The following is a 20,530-nucleotide window of genomic DNA, read 5'->3' on the forward strand; positions in this document are numbered from 1 at the left end:
GGCGTCGTCCCGCCGGCCGGGCGGGATGGGATACGGGCCGGGCGGGATGGGATACGGGCCGGGCGGGACCGGATACGGTCCGGATACGGGCCGGGCGGTCAGCCGTCCTTGCCCATGGCCTTGCGTACGACGTCACGGGTGCGGTCGACGAGGGCCGCGACCGGGCCCACGGCGAGGTTCTTGGCCGCCGACTCGGTGCCCGGGTGCGGGTGGGTCGGGGCCGTCGCCTCGGCGGCGCGCAGGGCGGAGGCCATGGCGGCCAGCTGGGACTTGTCGGCGTGGCGGCGGACGTGGTTGAACTCGTAGCGTTCCTCGGCGCGCGCGTGTGCCATCACGTCCAGGCGCAGCGCCTGCAATCGGGGCAGGAACTCCGGGGCGTCCGGGTCCATGTCGTCCAACTGGGCCAGGGTCTCCTTGGCCTCCCGCTCCTCGGTGAGGCGATCGGCGACGATCTTCTCCCCGTCCGGGACGGATTTGCGGGTGAAGGGCCGGATCACCTCCTCCTCGGCCGTCTCGTGCACGGCGAGCAGCCGGACCAACCGGCGGAAGGCCGCCTGGCGTTCGTCACCCGTGGCCTGCTCGACCTCGTCGAAAAGGGTGCGGATGTCGCCGTGCTGGCGCATCAGCAGGGCGACGACGTCGGCGTCGGACGCGGCGATGCCGGCCATGTCAGCTCCTCTCCCGGGACGCGGCGTCGGGGTGCGGGCCCTCGGTCTCCAGCCGGTACTCGCCGCCGAGCAGTTCCCGGTGCTGGGCCATCACCTGCTCGCTGGGCGGTTCCTCACCGCCGTGGATCTGCTGCTGGAGCCGCTCGAACCGCTCGTGCGCCTCCCGGACGTAACCGCTGCCGAGGGTGGTCAGGTCCATCTGGGTCTCCAGCAGGCCCCGGACGAACTGCTTGTTCTCCTCGAAGGTCAGCACGTTCGGCAGTTCCGGTGCCAGGATCTCCTGCGGTTCGCGGCCGTCGTGGCGGCGCATGAGGTCGCAGGCGATGCGCAGGTGCTCCAGCTCCATGTTGAGGTGCAGCTCCCAGATCGCCTTCACCCGCGGATCCGACTCCTGCTCCATGAACGAGTGGTAGAGGTAGCACTCGTTGTACTCGTGGTTGACCAGCTGCTCCCACCACGTCTCGCCCGGGTCGACCAGCGACTCGTAGTGCGTGACGTGCTCCTCCTCGATCAGCCCGATCTCCTGGTACAGCTGGCGCGCGATGGGCTCCATGTACTGGGGGCCGACGTTCATGTAGAAGTTCATGGTCTGCTGCTCCGCCGACATGATCGTCAGCGCGTGCAGCTTCGACAGCGGGTTCGTGGTCGTGCGGTCGTAGGGGTCGCGCACGTTGTCGGCCGGGTGGCGGTGGTGGAACTTGGTCGGGCGGCCCGGCATGACCTCGGTCAGCCCGTCGACGATCGACTCCGCCTTGCGGTGCTCGATCATCTCGTAGAGGTTGGCGTACCGGTACAGGTGGTCGAAGTCCTCCAGCACACCGAACTCGTACGCCTGCCGCAGGTACGGGTCGGGTTCGTGGCGGGCGACCCAGCCGGTGAGGTCGACGGCCACCTGCTCGTAGGCGATGGTCGTCTCCAGCACCGAGGCGAGGCCGGGCAGCAGCCAGTTGACCGCCTTCTGCTGCTGGGCCTCGATGTACCGGACCTCGGCCAGCTGCCGCTTGACGTCCGGGTCGACGGTGTTGCGCGCGAGGTGGTGGCTGAAGAGGATCGCCTCGACCTCGATGCCGTTCATCGTGATGATCCGGCAGCGCGTGTACGGGTCGCCGCGGTCCGGATCGATGGGCTCCACGTTCAGTTCCCGCCAGTTGCGCAGCTGGCGGTCGAGGGGGATGCCTTGGTGTTCGAGAGGGTTGAAGCCCATGGGGTCTCCTTGGCCGACGGCCGGTCTGTGGGCGGGCCGCCGACGAGTACCCGTCCTTCGCCGCGCCGAAAACGAGCCGGGCCCGAGTTGGCCCGAACGGCCCGCCCGGCGTGCGCGCACCCGGCGGGCGTGTCAGCGTGGAGGTCGTGGAGCGTCGTCGGACGCGCATGACCGCGTGACCGGCCGGGGGAATGACGCCCGTGCCGCCGGCAGGCCGCCCTCCTCGTCGCCGCCGGCCGCACTCAGCCGCAGCAGCCCGCCGCCGGCCGCACTCAGCCGTAGCAGCCGGCCGCCGTCAGCCGGTGCCCCGCCCGCTGGGCAGTGGTCCCACGTCGGAGCGGCGGCCGGGAGCGCGGCGCGCGTGACGCTGACCGGGGCCCAGCCCGTCGCGGGCGGCCAGGGCGTCCGCCACGGCTCCCGTCACGAACGCGTAGACCGCCTTGTGCAGCAGGTCCACCACGAGTTCCCCGCGCGGCCAGGTTTCGGGCGGCGCGCCGACACCGGTGGCGTTCTCGAGGATCTGGTCGTTGGTCAGCCGTACGACCGTGAACTGCGCCGACGCCCAGGGGCCGCGCAGACCGGCCTGCGCCATGACCGAGCGCACCACACCGAGCAGGGCGCCCTGGCCCGCGTGCATCGCCCAGTTGAGCGCTACGGGTTGCCGGCCCGGGCGCTCGCGCAGGCCGGCCAGGCGCTCCAGGGTGCGGGCGGGCACGTGCGAGTCGGGCCGCCCGGTCAGCCGCTGCTCCGCCTTCTCGCCCAGCGTCATCGCCAGCACACCGGCCGTGCCGGCGATCAGGCCCTGCCATGCCGCTCGCTTCATCATGCCGCGCCGAGTACCCCGGCGGGCGGGCCGCGCACCGCCGGTGCCGGGCAGGCCGCCGGACCAGGCATGCCGCTGCCGGTGCCGGGCACGCCGACGGTGCCGGGCGTTCCCGCCCGGCACCGTCCGGGGCCGTGCGCCGCTCAGGCACGGCCCGCCCGTGGGGTCAGCCGAGCCGCGCGTGCTCCCGGCCGGCCGGACCGTGCTGCCTCGCGTCCTGCTCCCCGGCGTGCTCGCGGGCGGCCTTGCGGCCCGGCAGGACGGCCAGGACGATCAGGGCGCCGGCGGCCATGATGACGCCGCCGACGAGGCTGGTGTGCGCGACGCCGTGGGCGAAGGCCTCGTGGACCGCGTCCACCAGGGCCTGGGCCTGGCCGGGGCCGCCGGCCGGGCTCTGCGCGATCTGCTCGGCGACCGCGAGACCGCCGCCCACCGACTCCCGCGCGGCGTCCAGGGCGTCCTGCGGCAGCCGGCCGCCCACCAGGTCGGTGAGCTCGTCCTGGTAGGCCGTGCCCAGCAGGGAGCCGAGGACGGCGATGCCGAGGGAGCCGCCGAGCTCCAGGGAGGTGTCGTTGGCGCCGCCGCCGACGCCCAGTTCCGACTCGGGGAAGGAGCCCATGATCGTGTCGGTGGCCGGGGACACGCTCAGTCCGATCGCGAAGCCGAGCAGCAGCAGCGACGGCAGGAAGTCGTTGTACGCCGAGCCCTGGTCGACCAGGGTCAGCAGCAGCACGCCGGCGGTGCCCAGCAGCATCCCGGGCACGATCGTGGCCTTCACGCCGAGCCGGGGCGTCAGCTGCCCGGTGACGGCGGCTCCGGCGAACACCGCGCCGGCCAGCGGGAGCAGCCGGACTCCGGTCTCCAGGGCGTCGTAGCCGAGGACGAACTGAAGGTACTGGGTGGCGTAGTAGATCGCGCCGAAGGTGCCGAAGAAGAAGAACAGCACGGCGAGCATCGAGCCGCTGAAGGCCCGCTCGCCGAACTTGCGGACGTCCAGCATGGGCTGCGGGTGCCGCAGCTCCCACAGCGCGAAGGCGACGAAGCCGGCGCCGGCGACGACGGCCGCGGCGACCGGGCCGGTGCCCCAGCCGAAGTGCGGGCCCTCGATGATCGCGTAGACCAGGGAGCCGACGGAGACGATCGACAGCAGGCCGCCGACGTAGTCGATCCGCCCCATGCCCTCCGCCTTCGACGGCGGCACCAGCGCGAACGCGCCGACGACGGCGAGGACCGCGATGGGCACGTTGATCAGGAAGGTCGAGCCCCAGGTGTGGTCCTCCAGCAGCCGTCCGGCGACGACGGGGCCGACGGCGATGGCGAGGCCGGAGGTGGCGGTCCAGGCGGTGATGGCGCGCGCCCGCTCGTGCCGGGGGAACATGGCCACCAGCAGCGAGAGCGTGGCCGGCATGACCACCGCGGCACCCACACCCATGATCGCGCGGGCGGCGATGACCAGGCCGGTCTCGTCGACCAGGCTGCCCAGCACGGAACCGCCGGCGAAGACCACCAGTCCGGCTGTCAGGGCGCCGCGACGGCTGTACTTGTCGCCGATCGCGCCCAGCACCAGCATCAGCGCGGCGTACGGCACGGTGTAACCGTCGATCACCCATTGCAGGTCACTGCTGCTCAGCCGCAGGTCACGGGTCATGTCCGGGGCGGCGACGATCAGGGACGTGTTGGCCATGACCACGATCAGCAGGCTCAGACACAGCACGAGCAGCGCCCACCAGCGCCGCGGGTACGGCCCGGTCGTCTTCCCGGCGGGTGTGTGCGCGAGGAACGGCATCGAAAGGCTCCTGGGAGAGGGGACGGCGGTTCACTTATTTGCCCATCCATGTGCAGGTTAGTTTGTTGCCCGCTCGTGTGCAAAAAAGGGCGGTGGTGACCTGCGGCACGCGTGCCAGAATGGGCGCGCGTCCCATCTGTCCGCCGCGCCGCCCGACCGAGGTTGTCCGTGACCAAGCCCGTTGCCCGCGTACCGCAGCGACGCAACGCGCGCTCCAACCGGGCGCGCATCCTCGCGACCGCCCGCCATGAGCTGGGCCGCAACCCGGACATCACCCTGGAGGAGCTGGCGCGCGCCGCCGGTGTCGTACGGCGCACCCTCTTCGGGCACTTCCCCGGGCGGGCCGCGCTGCTGGAGGCGCTGGCCGAGGAGGCGTCCGAGGCGCTGCGGGACGCGGTGGCGGTCGGCGTGCGGCCGGCGGGGCCCGCCGACCGGGCGCTCGCGTACTTCACGCTGTCGATGTGGCCCGTGGGCGACCGCTACCGGATGCTGCTGGCGCTGGCCCAGCGCGATCTGGGCGCGGAACGCGTCGCCGAGGTGCTCAAGCCCGCACGGGACGAGGTCACGGCCATCCTGGAGCGCGGCCGCGCGGAGGGCGCCTTCCCCGCCCATCTGCCGTCCGCGGTGCTGAGCGCGGGCCTGGAGGCGATGACGGTCGCCCTGCTGGAGCAGGTCAACGCCGGGGCGCTGGAGGACGACGGCACCCGGGCCGCCGTGGCCCTGCTCATCGCGGCCGGCGTGCCCGAGCGGCGGGCGCGCGCCGCGGTGCAGGAGGCCGTCGCGATGATCGCCGCGGAGCCGGCGCCCGACGTGGAGGCATGACGGACGGCCCGGCCCGCCGGGGAGGCATGACGGACGGCCCGGCCCGTCGGGGAGCGGCGGGCCGGGCCGTCGGGGTGCTCAGCGCAGGTCGAACCGGTCGAGGTTCATCACCTTGTCCCACGCGGCCACGAAGTCACGGACGAACTTCTCCGCCGCGTCCTGCGCCGCGTAGACCTCCGACACCGCCCGCAGCTGGGAGTGCGCGCCGAAGACGAGGTCGACGGCGGTCGCGGTCCACCTGGTCTCGCCCGTGGCGCGGTCCCGGCCCTCGTACACGTTCTCGTCCGACCGCGACACGGTCCACTCCGTGGCCATGTCGAGCAGGTTGACGAAGAAGTCGTTCGTCAGGGCCTCCGGCCGGTCCGTGAGGACACCGTGGGAGGTCCGGCCGAAGTTCGTGTTCAGCGCCCGCATACCGCCCACGAGGACCGTCATCTCGGGGGCCGTCAGGGTCAGCATGTTGGCGCGGTCCAGCAGCAGGGTCTCCGGCGACAGCTTCTCGCCCCGCCGCAGATAGTTGCGGAACCCGTCCGCCTTCGGTTCGAGCACGGCGAACGTGTCCGTGTCGGTCTGCTCCTGCGAGGCGTCGGTACGCCCCGGCGCGAACGGGACGGTGATGTCGTACCCCGCGTTGCGCGCCGCCTGCTCGACGGCCGCGCAGCCGCCGAGGACGATCAGATCGGCGAGGGAGATCCTCTTCCCGCCGGTCTGGGCGGCGTCGAAGTCCCGCCGGATCCGCTCCAGCGCCTCCAGCGTCTGCCGCACCTCGGGCGAGTCGTTGATCTCCCAGTCCTTCTGCGGCGCCAGCCGGATCCGCGCCCCGTTGGCGCCGCCGCGCTTGTCGGTGCCGCGGAAGCTCGCCGCCGCCGCCCACGCGGTGGTGGCCAGCTGGGAGACGGACAGCCCCGAGGAGAGAATCCTGGCCTTGAGGTCGGCGATGTCCGCGTCCGCGACCAGCTCGTGATCGACCGGCGGCACGGGGTCCTGCCACAGCTGCGGCTCGGGCACCCACGGGCCGAGGTACCGCGAGACGGGGCCCATGTCCCGGTGCAGCAGCTTGTACCAGGCCTTGGCGAACGCGTCCGCGAGCTGGTCCGGGTTCTCGTGGAAGCGCTTGGCGATCGGCCCGTAGACGGGGTCCACCTTCAGCGCCAGGTCCGTCGTCAGCATCATCGGAGCGTGCCGTTTGGCCGGATCGTGGGCGTCCGGCACCGTGTCGCTCGCCGCGGGGTCCGTGGGCTTCCACTGCTTGGCGCCGGCGGGGCTCGTCGTCAGCTCCCAGTCGTACCCGAACAGGTTCTCCAGGTAGCCGTTGTCCCACTGGGTCGGCTGCGTGGTCCACGCCCCCTCCAGCCCGCTGGTGAGGGCGTCCGGGCCCTTGCCGCTGCCGTACGTGTTCCGCCAGCCCAGCCCCTGCTGCTCGATCGGGGCGGCCTCGGGCTCCGGGCCGATGTACGACGGGTCGACCGCGCCGTGGCACTTGCCGAACGTGTGACCGCCGACGATGAGCGCCACCGTCTCCTCGTCGTTCATCGCCATCCGCCCGAACGTCTCGCGAATGTCGCGCGCGGCGGCCAGCGGGTCCGGGTTTCCGTTGGGGCCCTCGGGATTGACGTAGATCAGGCCCATCTGCACGGCGGCGAAAGGACCGGTGAGTTCCCGGTCGCCGCTGTATCGCTCGTCGCCGAGCCAGGTGTCCTCCGGACCCCAGAAAATCTCCTCCGGTTCCCAGATGTCCTCACGCCCGAAACCGAATCCGAAGGTCTTGAATCCCATGGATTCCATGGCGCAGTTCCCGGCGAACACCAGAAGGTCGGCCCAGGAGATTTTCCGCCCGTACTTCTGCTTCACCGGCCAGAGCAGCCGGCGCGCCTTGTCGAGGCTCGCGTTGTCCGGCCAGCTGTTGAGCGGCGCGAAACGCTGAGCGCCGCTGCCGCCACCGCCGCGGCCGTCGGCGATGCGGTACGTGCCCGCCGCGTGCCAGCTCATCCGGATGAAGAGCGGGCCGTAGTGGCCGTAGTCGGCGGGCCACCACTCCTGGGAGTTCGTCATCACCTCGAAGACGTCCCGCTTCAGGGCCTCGACGTCGAGAGCGGCGAATTCCCTGGCGTAGTCGTAGTCCTCGTCCATCGGATTCGCGCTGGGCGAGTGCTGGTGGAGAACCTGGAGATCCAGCTGATTCGGCCACCAGTCCCGATTCGTCCTGGGCCGAGTCGGGGCGGGGGTCGGAGAGGTGATCGCTGGGTTCTCGCTTTCGCTGCCGGACATGCCCGTCCTTCTTCCTGTCTCGGTTTTCCTGCTGCTGGCTGCCGGGTCGGCGTCCGTATGGTCGCGCACCGCGGACCGCGTCGCTACGAAACACGCAGGGCGGACCCGTATGACAAACGGGCGAGAAAAAGAGAGGCCATTTGCGGACCGCTGAAGGGAAACGGTACGGGGGTGGGCCGGCCGCTTCGCGCGGAGGCGAGGCGGCCGGCCCTCCGCCGAACCCGATCAGCCGATCAGCCGATCGTGACCACCCGCGCCCAGGCCGGCGGCGCGTCCGGGACGTAGTCCGGGTTCCGCTCGCTCACCGCGCGGGCGGGGCGCGGGAAGAGGCCGACGACGGTACGGCACGGCGGCTGCGCGGACGGCCACGGCGTCTGACCGTCCGTCAGGGCCACGATCACGTCCGGGCGGGGCCGGGAGCGCAGTGCCCGGGCGAAACCGGAGCGCAGATCCGTTCCCCCGCCGCCGATCAGCTCGATGTTCTCGGCCCGGCACAGCGGGACGGCGATCCCGGCCGCCGCGTCGCAGGAGATCACCGAGACCAGGTCGCGCCGCCCGCCCACCGCCCGCGAGATCGCCGCCACCTCCAGCAGCGCGCTGCCCAGCTCCGCGTCGCTCACCGAGCCGGACGTGTCGATCACGACGCACACCCGCGGCGGCGTACGGCGCAGGCTCGGCAGCACCACCCCGGGCACGCTCGCCGAGCGCCGGGACGGACGCCGGTAGCTGTGGTTCTGGCCCACGCCCGGCGCGCCCGCCGCCGAGCGGACCGCGTCCCCCAGCAACTGCCGCCACGGCTGCGGCGGATGGAACGCCTCGTCCGCCCACCGCCGCCAGCCGTCCGGCGCGCTCCCCGGCCGGCCCTTGATCCCCTCCGCGACCCGGAAGCGGACCGCGTCCCGCTGCTGTCTGCTCAGCCCCTGCGCGCCGTCCGGACCCAGCTCCCACGGCCGCTCCTGCCCGTCGGCGCCGCTGCCGCAGTCCAGCCAGGCCGACTCCCCGGTCAGCCCCGACAGCGACGCCGTCCGCAGGTACTCCTCCATCAGCAGGCCCGTGGGCAGCCGCAGCAGCGACGGCAGCACCGCCCCGGTGGGGCACGGCAGACCCTCCCCGTAGATGTCGTCGTTGATCTCGAAGTCGGCGGCGATGTTCCGGCGCAGCCGCGCGCCCGGCCCGTGGTCCTCGTGTTCCCGCGCGTACCGCTCGCCGCGCCCGTGATGGTCCCTGAGCAGGTGGGAGACCTCGTGCACCCAGACGCCCGCCAGCTCCTCCACGGGGGTGCGCGCCACGAAGCCGGGGGAGACGTAGCAGCGCCAGTGCGCGTCCACCGCCATCGTCGGCACCGAGCGGTCCTCCACCACGTGCAGCGCGAAGAGCGCGGCGGCGAGGTAGGGGCGCACCTCGACCGCGTGCAGGCGGGCGGCCAGCAGCTTCTCCATGTCCAGGGGGAGACGTGGCTGGGGCGCCGGGTGGGGCACCGGGTGGGGGAGGGGGTGGGTCTGAGGGTGGGGTGGTGCGGGTGAGTGGGGGCGGGGTGGTGTGGGTGGCTCCGGGCGGGGTGGTGCGGGTGGTGTTGGGCGGTGCGGTGTAGGTGGCTCCGGGCGGGGGAGTGGTGGTCGCTTCGCTGCCGGTGCCGGTGCCGGTGCCGGTGCCGGTGCCGGTGCCGGGGCCGGGGTGGGAGTCGGGGCGGGGGTGGGACCCGGGGCGCGGTATGTGAGCGGGGTGGGGGTCGGTGGCGGGTGCGGGACCGGGTGCCGTGCTGGATGCGGCGCCGGACCGGGCCGCTCCGGCGTGTGATGCGGGGCGCCCGGCGCCTGGGTGTCCTCGTCGGCCGCCCCGCGTCGGGTGTGCGTGGCGGCGCCCGTCATCGGTGTGCCCCTGTCGTCCGCCCGGTGCCGGCCGTGCGCGTCGGCCCCCGTCATCGGCGCGTCCCCGTCGTCCGCCCGCTGCCGGCCGTCGCGGCGACGCGCTCGACCGAATGTTCCGCGCGCTGGGACAGGCCGATCACGGTGGCCAGCCGCTCCACCGCCTCGGGTACGACCCAGTCGTCGCGGCGCAGGGCGGCCAGGGCCTTCGCCGGGGCGACCAGCAGGTCCGGCGCCCCGGTCTCCAGGGCCCGGACGAGGACGGCCCAGGCCGCCTCCCAGCGCTCCCGCTCCGGCCGCGCCCCGACCGCGGCCACCACCGCCTCCAGCGCGGCCTGCCGCAGGTCACCCCGCGCCGGGAGTTCGGCGCGGGCGGGATCGGCCAGCAGCGACTCGGGGTCCGGCAGATCCATCCGGTCGATGTGGGCGAGCAGTTCGAGCCCCGGCCCGTCCCCGACCGCGCCCCGCACCAGCAGCGCCAGCACCTCGCGGGAGACGTCGGCCGCCGTGCCGAACGCCAGCAGCGTCAGCGCGGCCTCCCAGCTCCGCGGTGAGGGCCAGGCGGCGCCGCGCCGCGCCTCGGTGCTCGGCAGCCGGTGGATCAGTGTCGGCCGGGCCTCCAGGAACCCGCAGACCGCGCGCCGCGCGAAGGCCACCGCCTCCGCCAGCCGCTCCGGTGCGAGCCGGGGCAGCCGCGCCCGGGGCCAGACCCCGCCGAGCCCGCGCACCACCACCTCGCGGTCGTGCACCCAGTGCAGATGGACGAACCGGTTGGCGAGCGGCGGGCTCAGCTCCCACCCGTCGGCCGCCGAGGCACGCGGATTGGCGGCGGCCACGATCCGTACGCCCGGCGGCAATTGCAGCGTGCCGACCCTCCGCTCCAGTACGACCCGCAGCAGCGCGGCCTGGACGGCCGGAGTGGCGGTGGACAGCTCGTCCAGGAAGAGCAGCCCGCGCCCGGCCCGCACCAGCTCCACGGCCCACTGCGGCGGCGCCATCGGCACGCCCCGCACCGCGGGGTCGTCGCCCAGGACGGGCAGCCCGGAGAAGTCGGACGGCTCGTGGACGCTGGCGATCACAGTGGTGAGCGGCAGGTCGAGGGAGGCGGCGAGCTGGGTCAGCGCGGCGGTCTTGCCGATGCCCGGCTCGCCCCACAACAGCACCGGCAGGTCGGCCGCGACCGCCAGGGTGAGCGCCTCCAACTGCTCGTCGGGGCGCGGCTCGGTGGTGGTCGTGCGCAGCAGGGCGAGGAGGTCGTCGGCGAGGGCGAGTTGCGTGTCGGTCCCGGACGCGCGGGCGGCGGCGGGTACGGAGGCGGGCAGCAGCGTGCTGGAAGTCATGGGCATCACCTGGGGTGGGAGGGAGAGACGAGCGGAACAGGGCGTCCCGTACCGGAGGACAGAGAACAGAGGTCAGAGGACAAAGGGCGGAAAACGGGCGGCGGGCGGAGGACACGGGCGCACGGCGTCGCCGAACGTGCCGTACGGGCGCAGGACTTCCGCGGTGGTCGGTGGTCGGTGGTGGTCAGCAGGCCAGGCCGGTGCGGGGCCGGCCCCGGCCGGTGCGCTTGCGGCGCATCGAGGCGGGTGTACGACGGTCCAGCCGGGGTCGGTGATCCGTCGCCGTGTGCTCCCCGTCCGCGCGGCCACCGCCCGTACCCGCGGCGGGGTGCACGGCGACCAGCCCGGAGCGGAAGAGACCGTGCTCGACGCGGCGTGCCGCGGCCGCTTCGAGTTCCTGCCGCAGCGGCCCGTCGCGCAGCACCGCGGCGGGACCGAGCAGGCCCTCGACCACGGCCAGCGCGCCGGTGACATCCCCGTGGCGCAGCCGTTCCCGGACCGCGGGCAGTGCCTGCGGGCTGCGGTGCACGGAGTCGATCGCCCGCAGGCAGGGCAGTGCGGGGCCGCCGAGCGCCACGAGCAGTTCCTCGCGGCGCAGCTCGGCCGGGTCGTGGTCGACGGCCGTCAGCACGCCGTCGCGCAGCGCGATCCGGTGGACCTCGCCCCGGCAGTCCACCCGGTGCGGGTCGGCGGCCTCGACGGCCGGACCGGCCACGGGCGCGGAAGCGGGCACGGGCAGCGCCGCGGCGACGAGCGGATGCAGCCGTCCGGCCGTGACCAGCCCGGACCGCAGCAGCTCCAGATCCGGAAGGACCCGGGCGGCGGCCTCCGGCAGCAGCGGAAGCGCCGCGACCTCCTGCGGTGACAGGGCCGTCTCGCGCAGCGGCCGGAGCGTCGGGACGTGGCTGTCGTCGGGGGCGACGAGGGCGAAGGCGGCGCGCTCGCGCGCCCCGAGCCGCACCGCGAACGCCCCGCGGTGTCGTCCCTCGTCCCGCAGCAGCAGCTCCGCCTCCGCCGCCCACCGCGTCACCGCCCACGGCGAGCCGGGCGTGGTGAGCCCGTCGGTTACGTCCTGCACCGGCAGGGGCGGTGCACCGGACGATGCCTGCCGCGCACCGCACCGCCACCCCAGCTCGCCGCTGCGTCCGGCGTCCCACAGATGCCGGTGCAGGTCGAGGCGGAATCGCCGGTCTGGATGCGGGTGGGGATGGTGAGGAGGGTGGGGGTGCTGGGAATGGTGCGCGGGTGAGCCGGTCCCCGGGCCTTCCCACAGGGTCAGGGACATCCGCTGTCCGGCGTCCGCCCAGGCGGGCGGCGTACGCACCACCAGGTGCAGCGGCGTGGGGCCGGAAGCACGGTAGCGGGCCAGAGAGAGGGTGAGGCCGGGCCGGAGCCGCCCGTCGGGGGCGATCCGGGGCATGTGCCAGCGCAGCAGATCCGGCGCCAGTCGGCGCAGGTCCGCGCGGAGAAGGGTGGTGAGGTCGGTGCCGTGGCGGTGGCGCACGGCGCGCAGATCGAGATCGACGTCGATCCGGGCGGCGGCACAGGCCCCCGCCCAGTCACCGGCCGCACGCCGTGCGGTCGCGGTCTCGATCATGGATGGTGGCACGGCGTACTCACGCACGCGCTGCCACAGGTACAGGCGGGGCGGAATCCCGTTCGCGAAGTGAGAGGCCATCAGCACTCACCCGACGCGAACGATTCCCCCAATCCACACGAGGAGAAGGTCATCATCGCGCGTATCGTAACCGGCGCGATGATGACCTGTCAGTCACTTATACGACTCGTATGAGCGGACCCCGTCCCGCGCGGCTGCGGCCCGTCCGGTGGCCGCGTCAGCCGTTCCCGGCGTCCTCCGCCTTGGCGACCTGCTCCGCCAGCTCTTCCTTGTTCATCGTGGAGCGGCCCTCCACGCCCAGCTCCCGGGCCTTCTCGTACAGCTCGGCGCGCGTCTCGCCCTCCGTTCCGCCCCCACCGCCGCCGGCGCCGCCCGCGGCCTTCAGGGGCTGACCGGCCAGCGCCTTCGCCCGCCGGGTGGCGAACTCCCTGCCCAGTTCCCGCAGCCGCTCGGTGCCGACGGCCTCGCTGAGGGCGGGCAGGATCTCGTTCTCCTCTTCCTCCATGTGGTGTTCCACGGCATCGATCCACTCCTGGAGGGCCTGGTCGAACTCCTCGCTCTCCCAGTCCAGCTCCAGCAGGTGCTTGCCGAGGCTCTCGGCCTCGTGGTGCTCCTCGGCGGCGTGCTCGGCTCCCGCCTTCTCGCCGGCCTCACGGGCCACGGCCGGGTACACCCGGTCCTCCTCGGCCTCGCTGTGCGCCTCCAGCATGGCCACGGCCAGGGGGAGGGCCAGCGGCCGGGAACTCTTGTCCGTCTTCATCATCTCGAACAGGCGCTGCAGCTCGCGGTGGTCGGTGGTGACCAGGGTGATGAGGTCGTCGGCCATGGCGGGGATCCTCTTCCTCTCTCAGGCTTCTCGTCTTCTCCCGGAGGTGACTCCTGGACCCGCCGGGTTTCCGGGACGGGCGGGCTGATACATACATTCCGGCCACGTCACCGTTCACGCCACCCGTCACGTCACCGTTCACGCCGGCCGTCACCGCACCGGCGACGTCACCGGGCGCAGCCGGCGTCCAGCACTTCGATCACGTCCGGACGCGCGGTGTAGACGAGCCAGCACCACTCACCGAACGCGGCGCACATCCCCGGCAGCTGCGCGGCGGGGTCCTCGGCCACGGCCGTGATCAGCGCGATGATCTCCTGGTGCATGTCCTCCGGGACGTCGAACAGCACGTTCGCGGCCAGCTCGATCAGTTCGACTCTCATGACGCCCCCAGGGGAAAGCGATGATTGCGCCGCGTGCCCTCGGGTACCCGGCTCGGCCACCGCGTCACGTCTGCGCGGCCGGCGAGCGAACGGGGGTGCCGGTGGTGACCGGGACACCGCTGGAGGTGGCCGTGCTCGTAGGGCTGCAGGCCTCCGGCAAGTCGGCGTTCTACCGCCGGCGGCTGTCGGGTGATCACGAGCTGATCAGCAAGGACCTGTTCCCGCGCGGTGCCCGGCGCAAGCAGGAGCGGCAGATGCGGCTGATGGCCGAGGCGCTGGGCGCGGGGCGGTCGGTGGCGGTCGACAACACCAATCCCTCCCCGGCGGAGTGGGGGCCGCTCGTCGCGGCCGGGCACGCGCACGGGGCGACGGTCACCGCGTACTGGTTCCCGCCCGATCCGGCGGGCTCCCTAACCCGTAACGCCGCACGTCAGGGACGGGACCGGGTTCCCGACACGGGCATCCACGCGACGCTCGGGCGACTGCGCCGCCCCTCGCGGGCGGACGGTTTCGATGCCGTACGGGAGGTACGGTTCGACGGGCACGGCGGCTTCGAGGTGCGCCCGGCCCCGTAGCGGTGCACCCTCACGACGGCGTAGCGGTGCGCACCCTCACGACGGCGTCAGGCCCCGCCCGGCTCGGAGCCGGACCGGCTCCAGCCGAAGCGGCGCTCCACGACCGCGGCGAACTCCTCCAGGGTCAGCACCGCGTCCCCGTTCTGGTCGGCCGCGTCGAACAGCGCGGAGGAGGCGTCCGCGTCCTGGAGACCCCAGAACGGCAGCACCCCGGAAGCGGCCAGCGAGGGCCCCTTCGTGCGCAGGGCGACGATCACCTCCTCGCGGGTCAGGGTCCCGTTCCGGTCGAGGTCGAGCGCCTCGAACAGTCTCCGGGCCTTGTCACTCACCACGTCGTCGTCCTCGTCTCGTCGGCGGGAGGCCTGCGGGCCACCCTGGTCACCCTGGATGACGCCGCGCGCCCCGTCCGGGTTCCCCGGGCGGGCGGTGCGATCCGGGCCCGGCGGGGCATGCGTACGGTGTGACGGACACGGAATCCTTCTTCGACCGGCTCGATCCCGAGATGTGCGTGGTCACGGCCGCGGTGGGGGAAGAGCGCGCGGGCTGTCTCGTCGGCTTCTCCGCGCAGTGCTCCATGCGGCCCCTCAGGTACGCGGTGTGGCTGTCCAAGGTCAACCGCACCTACCGGGTGGCCCGCGCCGCGGACCGGCTCGCCGTCCATCTGCTCACCCGGGACCAGCACGACCTGGCCCGGCTGTTCGGCGGGGAGACGGGCGACGAGGTCGACAAGTTCACCCGGGTGCGCTGGCGGCCCGGACCCGGCGGGGAGGTCGTCCTGGAGGACGCCGCCGCCTGGTTCGTCGGCACCGTGCGCGCCCGCGTCGACGGCGGTGACCACGTCTGCTTCGTCGTGGAGCCCGAGCACGCCGGGGGGCGCGGCGACGACGGCCCGCTGCTGCGGCTGCGCGACGCCCTCGACATCGACCCCGGCCACCCGGTGGACTGACCCGCCGGTCCGCACCCGCAATCGCGCACCGGCTGCTGCCGCACCCGATCGCGCACCGGCTGGCACCCGCGATCGCGCTCCGGCTGCCGGTCCCAGGCCCCCTGCCCGCTCCCGCTCATGGCACCCGGGCGGTCCACTCGGGGGAGGAGAACTTGGTGCGCGCCAGCTCCTCGGCGCGGGCCAGTTCGGCGTCGGTCACCTTGCCCTCCGACAGCCCGTACCGGCCGCGGAACGACTCGATCATCCGCTCGATGACGGCCTCGCGGGGCAGTCCGGTCTGCCGGCGCAGCGGGTCCACCCGCTTCTTCGCGCTCTTGATGCCCTTGTCGGACAACTTCTCGCGGCCGATGCGCAGCACCTCGAGCATCTTGTCCGCGTCGATGTCGTACGCCATGGTCACGTGGTGCAGCACGGCCCCGGGGCGTCCCTCGGGGCCCACGATCCGCTTCTGCGCCGCGCCCGCGATCTTGCCCTGGTCCGTGGCGATGTCGTTCAGCGGCTGGTACCAGGCCCTGATCCCCATGTCGCCGAGCGCGCCGAGCACCCAGTCGTCGAGGTAGGCGTAGCTGTCCTGGAAGGACAGGCCCTGGACCAGCGCCTCGGGGACGGACAGTGAGTAGGTGATGGTGTTGCCGGGCTCCACGAACATCGCGCCGCCACCGGAGATCCGCCGGACGACCTCCACACCGTGCCGGGCGGCCCCGTCCGCGTCGACCTCGTTGCGCAGGGACTGGAAGCTGCCGATGATCACCGCCGGGGCGCCCCACTCCCACACGCGCAGCGTCGGCGCGCGCCGGCCGGCCGCCACCTCGGCGGTCAGCACCTCGTCCAGCGCCATGTGCAGGGCCGGGGACTGCGGGCCCTCGTGGATCAGCTGCCAGTCGTAGTCGGTCCAGTCGGTGGCGTGGGCGAGCGCGCGGCGCACGGCGACGGCGATGCCTTCCGAGGTCAGCCCGTACATCACGGTCCCCTCGGGGAGGGCCGCGTCGATCCGGGCCGCCAGGCCGGCGGCGTCCGTGCCGGCCGGAGCCCCGTTCAGCGCCCGGTTCACCGCGTCGAGTGCCTCGTCGGGCTCCAGGAAGAAGTCGCCCGCGACGCGTGCGCGGCACAGCACGCCGTCCTCGACGTCCACGTCGACCACGACCAGCTTGCCGCCGGGGATCTTGTACTCACCGTGCACTCGACCGGCTCCGTTCCCGCTTCCGCTCCGGCCGGGGTGCGTCTCCGCCCCGCACCGGACAGTCCGGTGTGATCAACGTCCGGCCGGGACGGATGATTCCCGGCATGTACGGCGGGCGCGCCACGCGGCCGGGAGCCGGGCCGGGGGCGGTGAGCCGGGGGAAGGCCCCGGCGGCAGCCAGGAAGCCGAGCGTCGTCAGGACGAACGGCCAGGTGAAGGCCTGGCCGCCGGACGGTGCGAGCAGCGCCGCGACGGCCGGGGTCAGGACGGTCGCGGTCGCCGCGCCGAGCAGCGCGTACAGCAGCGTGACCGGTGACGCGGGCAGGAACACCCCGCACAGCGCGAGCGCGACGAGCACCGCGTTGCAGCCCATCGTGCCGTCGGTGATCCGCTCGGCCGGCGCGCCGAGCGCCCAGGCGGTGGCCATGCCCGTCGCACTGCCGGCGCACGCCGCGAGCCCGGCCGTCCGGCTCGCCAGGAAGAGGGCCGCGAGCAGCAGCGCCCCCGCCTGCCAGTGCTCCAGGAAGAAGACCTGGGACACGTTGTGGAGGAACGCCCGCGCCAGCTCCTCCGGGCGCAGTTCCTCCGGGCGCGGGGCGGCCGGCCCGGACGCGGCGCCGGGCAGCGCGGCGAGGCCGTCGCCGTACGGCCGGACCCGCGCGAAGGCGGGCGCCGCGGCGCTGATCGCGACCGCCAGCACGCAGTACGGCAGGGTCAGCGGCGGCAGCCCCCACACGCGCAGCACCCGCGCCGCCGCCGCGGTGAGAACCGTGCCCACGACGCTGCCCACGGCGGCGAGCAGCGCGGTGGCCGGCCGGTCCGGTCCGAGGAGCGCCGCGCAGCACAGGGCCACGAGTGCCGGGTTGCAGCCCTCCAGTCCCGGCGCCAGCCGGTCCCGGGCGACACCCAGCGCCCGCGCGGTGCCGGTGCCGAGGGCGGCGCCCCCGGCCGCGTACACCGCGTACCGCCAGTCGGCCGCGCTCAGGGCCAGGCACACGACGGCGCCCGCCCACGGGCGGGCGAGGAACATCACCTGGGCCAGGCCGCGCAGCACCTGTGCCGCGAAGCCCGGCCCGCGTTCCGCCGGCCACCCGCCATCCCGCCGACGAGTCCGCACCGACCGTCGCATGCCCCGCCCCCTCAGACGAGCCCACTAGCTTTTCCGCATTACGGTATCGAGTTTCCGTCATACGGTACCGGGTCGTGAGGGGCGCGGGGCACGCCTGGTCAGGACGCGCTACGAGGCGTCGCGGACCGTGCCGGTCAGGGGCGGGCCGTCGGGCGCGCCCTCCTGGTCGGTGGGCTGGAGCACCACGTGCTCGGCCGGCTCCGCGACCCCGTCGCGCACCGTCGGCACGTCCACCTCGGCGCTCAGCGCACCGTCCGGGACCACGCCCAAGAGGGAGAAGAACTCCAGCCCCGACAGGGGCAGCTCCCGGTCGGGAGCCTCCCCGTACATCGCCCGCAGCCACTCCTGGTCCACGTCCCGCGTGGACAGCTCCGGCCGGTCACCGGCCGGCACCACCGCGAGCGATGCCGCCACCGGTACGTCGGCGGGCTCGGACAGCGACACACGCCAGCGCAGCGACTGCCCCTCGGTGACGTCGTCCGCGACCGGCGTCAGGCCGATCTTCGGCATCGGGTCGTCGTTGCGCGCGGTGATCCCACCGACGTACGAACCGACCACCGCGCCGCGCACCGCCTTGACCAGGACGTAGCTGGACTTGTCCCAGGCGTAGCGCTTGTTGCCCTCCACCTTCATCGTCACCGTCGTCCCCGGGTGGCCGGGACGCATCGTGACCAGGCGGTGCGTGGTCGCCCCGGTGTCCGGGTCCATCACGTACACGCGCACCGTTCCGCTGCCCTGACCGGAGACGCGTATCGGCACCTCGTAGGTGCGCACGCCCGCGTCGCCCTCGTCGACCGTCAGCCGGCCGATGTCCACGCGGGGCAGCGCCGCCGCCCGCACCGCCGGGGTGCCGGGACGCCAGGCGTGGGCGTCCATCAGCCAGGCCTGGCCCGTGCGCGAACGCGGGGTCAGCTCCAGCGCGGCCACCCGCTTCAGGTCCACTCCGGCGCGGCCGGCGGCACCGAGCGGTACGCGCAGCTCCTGCGCCCAGTAGGAGGCCGTACGGCCGCTGCCCGGCAGCCCGTCCGCCCGGACCGTACCCAGGGTGACGCGCTTGCCGGCCGCGTCGGTGACGGCGACGTCGAGCTTGGTGCCGGTGCTGTTCGGCGGCACGATGACGCGCAGCGCCAGGCTCTTCGCGCCCTTCAGGGAGACCGTCTTGTCCGGGCGGATCCGCGTCGGCGTGCCCGCGGCGGACCACTTCAGCGCGACCGCGCGGCGCCCGTGCTCGCGCTCCGGCCACCAGCGGGCGAAGTGCGGGGACGAACCGGGCGTGTTCTCGTCGAGGCAGGCCTTGCGCGGGTCCGGGTCGACCGCGGAGCACAGCCGTCCGCCGGTCACCTTCAGCGGGCCGTCGGGCAGGAGACCGGTGCCCCGGCCCGCGCCCACCGCGTGCGTGAGGACGCGCGCGGGGTCCGCCGACGGCGCCCGGCGGCCGGTGCCGTCGATCAGCTCGCGCACCCGGTCGTCACCGGCGACGAACAGCCGCGCGGCGGCGGCGATGTAGGTGGCGCCGGCCCGGTGCTGCTGCTCGGCGGTCAGCCGGGTGCGGCTGCCCGGCGAGCAGACCGGGTCCCGCTCGTCGGGGTCGGTCCAGAAGTCGTCGTCCGCGGGTGCCTGGGCCTGGCCCGGCGTCCACTCGCTGTTGAAGAAGTTGTGGTTGGCGCCGGTCATGTACACCGCGCTGTGCAGGGCCTTGCCGCGGCTCACGCCCCGCGTGCCGTCGACGTACACCTGCCCCTGGAGGTCCGAGACGTCCCCGTCGCAGCCCGGCAGGATCGTCAGCGACGGCACGTCGGGCACCGGGTTCTGGCCGAAGACCGTGGGACCGATGAGCACGGTGCCGCGGACCGTCCAGCGGGTGCGCCCCGCCGGGCCGTCCCGGTCGGCCGGCGGCGGGTAGAGGCTGTCCAGCGCGGCCCGGTCGACGCCCTCGCCGCCGCGCGAGTGGCCGACCAGCAGGACGCGGGACAGATCGGCGCGGGGCGCCTCGCGTACGGCCGCGGGCGCGACGGACGGCTCGGCGGACCAGTCCGCCCAGCGCGCCAGATGCGTCCGGACCAGCGACGAGCGGGCCTGCGCGCCGGCGTCCTCGACCTCGGCGTCCTGGCCGTTGATGCCGTTCGCGGAGATCGACACCGTCACATAGCCCTGCGAGGCCAGCAGTTTCTGGTCCTTCAGATAGCCGCGGTGGCTGGGGATCGGCTGGGCGCCGGGCGCGCACGGCCAGTCGATGGTGACGGCGTTCTCGCCGCCGCCGGGCACATAGCAGGTGGCGTGCCGGCCGTGCAGGAACAGGGCGAGGGGACGCTTGCCGGTGGCGCCCTTCGGGGCGACGACCACGCCGCGCATCTCGACCGGCGCCGGGAATCCGGGCAGGCGCACGGAGTCGAGCGCGTACTCGCCGGACACGGTGGCGTACGGGCCCGGCTTGCCCGGGTCGACGGAGCCCGCGGGCAGCCGGGGCGGCAACTGCGGGCCGCGCGGCGCGGCGGCGTCCGGCCGCTCTGCGGCGGCCGGGCCGCGCTCGTCCAGCCGGCGTCCGCCGGACCATACCTGAAGGTCCGTCAGGCCATCCGGTACGGCCGCCTCGTGGAGCGGCAGCCGGAAGGTCCGGCCGTCCGCGTCCGGCCGCGGTACGCCCACCGGGCCGTCCGCGGTGCGGAACTCCACCCGTGCGTCACCCGGCGGGATCCGGCGTGGCGCCCGCCACTCCAGGGTGTTCCCGTCGTCCGTGGCGGTGATCCGCCAGCCGGGCGGCAGCTCGTCCGCCTGGCCGGGGGCCGTGCCGGTGGCGCCGGGCGGCTGCGGCCGGGCCTGGGCGACGGCGGGTGACACGCCGATCAGCGTGACCGCGGCGAGCGTGGCCGCCCACGCTATTCGGGCACGTTTCACTGATCCTCTCCTCAACTCCTGGACATCGGGCGCCGACAGGGCGCCTTCCGTGCAGGAGGAGGCGGGGAACGATCTCCGGGTTGCCTGGGGACGGGAGACGGCCGGAAACAGGTACGCCGGCGGTGGGCCGGGGCGACTTCCGCAGGGCGCCGGTCTGTCGGCGGTGGGCCGGGAGGACTTCCGCAGGGCGCCGGTCTGTCGGCGG

Annotated in this window: 17 protein-coding genes; 3 read left to right on the forward strand and 14 right to left on the reverse strand. The window is 74.0% G+C overall.

Annotated elements, in window-relative coordinates; translation table 11 throughout:
* Positions 1–98: 98 nt before the first annotated feature.
* The 4 genes from AB0K92_RS16890 to AB0K92_RS16905 form a co-directional block, all read right to left on the reverse strand.
* On the reverse strand, positions 99–668 hold the full coding sequence (locus AB0K92_RS16890) for a hemerythrin domain-containing protein (RefSeq protein ID WP_365923533.1): 570 nt from the start codon (positions 666–668) through the stop codon (positions 99–101).
* 1 nt (position 669) lies between these two features.
* Positions 670–1,872: a hypothetical protein gene (locus tag AB0K92_RS16895; RefSeq protein ID WP_365923535.1), complete on the reverse strand. Its 1,203-nt coding sequence runs from the start codon at positions 1,870–1,872 to the stop codon at positions 670–672.
* Between the two features lie 295 nt (positions 1,873–2,167).
* A complete protein-coding gene (locus tag AB0K92_RS16900) occupies positions 2,168–2,698 on the reverse strand; it encodes a hypothetical protein (protein WP_365923537.1) in 531 nt (176 codons plus the stop codon).
* Positions 2,699–2,861: 163 nt separating this feature from the next.
* The gene (locus tag AB0K92_RS16905) at positions 2,862–4,481 is read right to left on the reverse strand and encodes an MFS transporter (protein WP_365923539.1); all 1,620 of its coding nucleotides are present in this window, start codon (positions 4,479–4,481) and stop codon (positions 2,862–2,864) included.
* A 168-nt stretch (positions 4,482–4,649) separates the two neighbouring features.
* On the opposite strand from AB0K92_RS16905, the gene AB0K92_RS16910 reads away from it, so the two are divergent.
* Entirely contained in the window at positions 4,650–5,303 is a 654-nt protein-coding gene (locus tag AB0K92_RS16910) for a TetR family transcriptional regulator (RefSeq protein ID WP_365923541.1), read from the forward strand.
* 78 nt (positions 5,304–5,381) lie between these two features.
* On the opposite strand, the gene katG is transcribed toward AB0K92_RS16910, so the two are convergent.
* The 6 genes from katG to AB0K92_RS16940 form a co-directional block, all read right to left on the reverse strand.
* Positions 5,382–7,571, reverse strand: a complete 2,190-nt coding sequence (gene katG, locus AB0K92_RS16915) for a catalase/peroxidase HPI (RefSeq protein ID WP_365923543.1) — start codon at positions 7,569–7,571, stop codon at positions 5,382–5,384.
* 233 nt (positions 7,572–7,804) lie between these two features.
* Positions 7,805–9,010 carry a VWA-like domain-containing protein gene (locus tag AB0K92_RS16920; RefSeq protein WP_365923545.1) on the reverse strand — a complete coding sequence of 402 codons (1,206 nt, stop codon included), beginning with the start codon at positions 9,008–9,010 and terminating at the stop codon, positions 7,805–7,807.
* A gap of 479 nt (positions 9,011–9,489) precedes the next feature.
* Positions 9,490–10,776, reverse strand: coding sequence for a MoxR family ATPase (locus tag AB0K92_RS16925; protein WP_365923547.1), 1,287 nt, complete (start codon positions 10,774–10,776; stop codon positions 9,490–9,492).
* Between the two features lie 184 nt (positions 10,777–10,960).
* Positions 10,961–12,454, reverse strand: coding sequence for a hypothetical protein (locus tag AB0K92_RS16930; protein WP_365923549.1), 1,494 nt, complete (start codon positions 12,452–12,454; stop codon positions 10,961–10,963).
* A 157-nt stretch (positions 12,455–12,611) separates the two neighbouring features.
* Positions 12,612–13,220: a Rho termination factor N-terminal domain-containing protein gene (locus AB0K92_RS16935; RefSeq protein WP_365923551.1), complete on the reverse strand. Its 609-nt coding sequence runs from the start codon at positions 13,218–13,220 to the stop codon at positions 12,612–12,614.
* Between the two features lie 167 nt (positions 13,221–13,387).
* Entirely contained in the window at positions 13,388–13,600 is a 213-nt protein-coding gene (locus AB0K92_RS16940) for a hypothetical protein (RefSeq protein ID WP_365923553.1), read from the reverse strand.
* Between the two features lie 104 nt (positions 13,601–13,704).
* Here AB0K92_RS16940 and AB0K92_RS16945 point away from each other — a divergent pair, with 104 nt between their 5' ends.
* Entirely contained in the window at positions 13,705–14,175 is a 471-nt protein-coding gene (locus tag AB0K92_RS16945) for an ATP-binding protein (protein WP_365923555.1), read from the forward strand.
* Between the two features lie 47 nt (positions 14,176–14,222).
* Here AB0K92_RS16945 and AB0K92_RS16950 read toward each other — a convergent pair whose 3' ends face one another.
* The gene (locus AB0K92_RS16950; protein WP_365923591.1) at positions 14,223–14,504 is read right to left on the reverse strand and encodes an EF-hand domain-containing protein; all 282 of its coding nucleotides are present in this window, start codon (positions 14,502–14,504) and stop codon (positions 14,223–14,225) included.
* Positions 14,505–14,635: 131 nt separating this feature from the next.
* Here AB0K92_RS16950 and AB0K92_RS16955 point away from each other — a divergent pair, with 131 nt between their 5' ends.
* Positions 14,636–15,121 (forward strand): flavin reductase family protein, encoded by a 486-nt coding sequence (locus tag AB0K92_RS16955; protein WP_365923557.1) that lies wholly within the window; start codon positions 14,636–14,638, stop codon positions 15,119–15,121.
* A 115-nt stretch (positions 15,122–15,236) separates the two neighbouring features.
* Here AB0K92_RS16955 and AB0K92_RS16960 read toward each other — a convergent pair whose 3' ends face one another.
* The 3 genes from AB0K92_RS16960 to AB0K92_RS16970 form a co-directional block, all read right to left on the reverse strand.
* A complete protein-coding gene (locus AB0K92_RS16960; protein ID WP_166004019.1) occupies positions 15,237–16,301 on the reverse strand; it encodes a biotin/lipoate A/B protein ligase family protein in 1,065 nt (354 codons plus the stop codon).
* Entirely contained in the window at positions 16,291–17,430 is a 1,140-nt protein-coding gene (locus AB0K92_RS16965) for an urea transporter (RefSeq protein WP_365923559.1), read from the reverse strand. The genes AB0K92_RS16960 and AB0K92_RS16965 overlap by 11 nt, the downstream gene beginning before the upstream one ends.
* Before the next feature lie 108 nt (positions 17,431–17,538).
* Positions 17,539–20,325, reverse strand: a complete 2,787-nt coding sequence (locus AB0K92_RS16970) for a hypothetical protein (RefSeq protein ID WP_365923561.1) — start codon at positions 20,323–20,325, stop codon at positions 17,539–17,541.
* Positions 20,326–20,530 lie beyond the last annotated feature (205 nt).

It is taken from the genome of Streptomyces sp. NPDC052687 (assembly GCF_040678395.1).
In the GTDB taxonomy this organism is placed as follows: Bacteria; Actinomycetota; Actinomycetes; order Streptomycetales; family Streptomycetaceae; genus Streptomyces.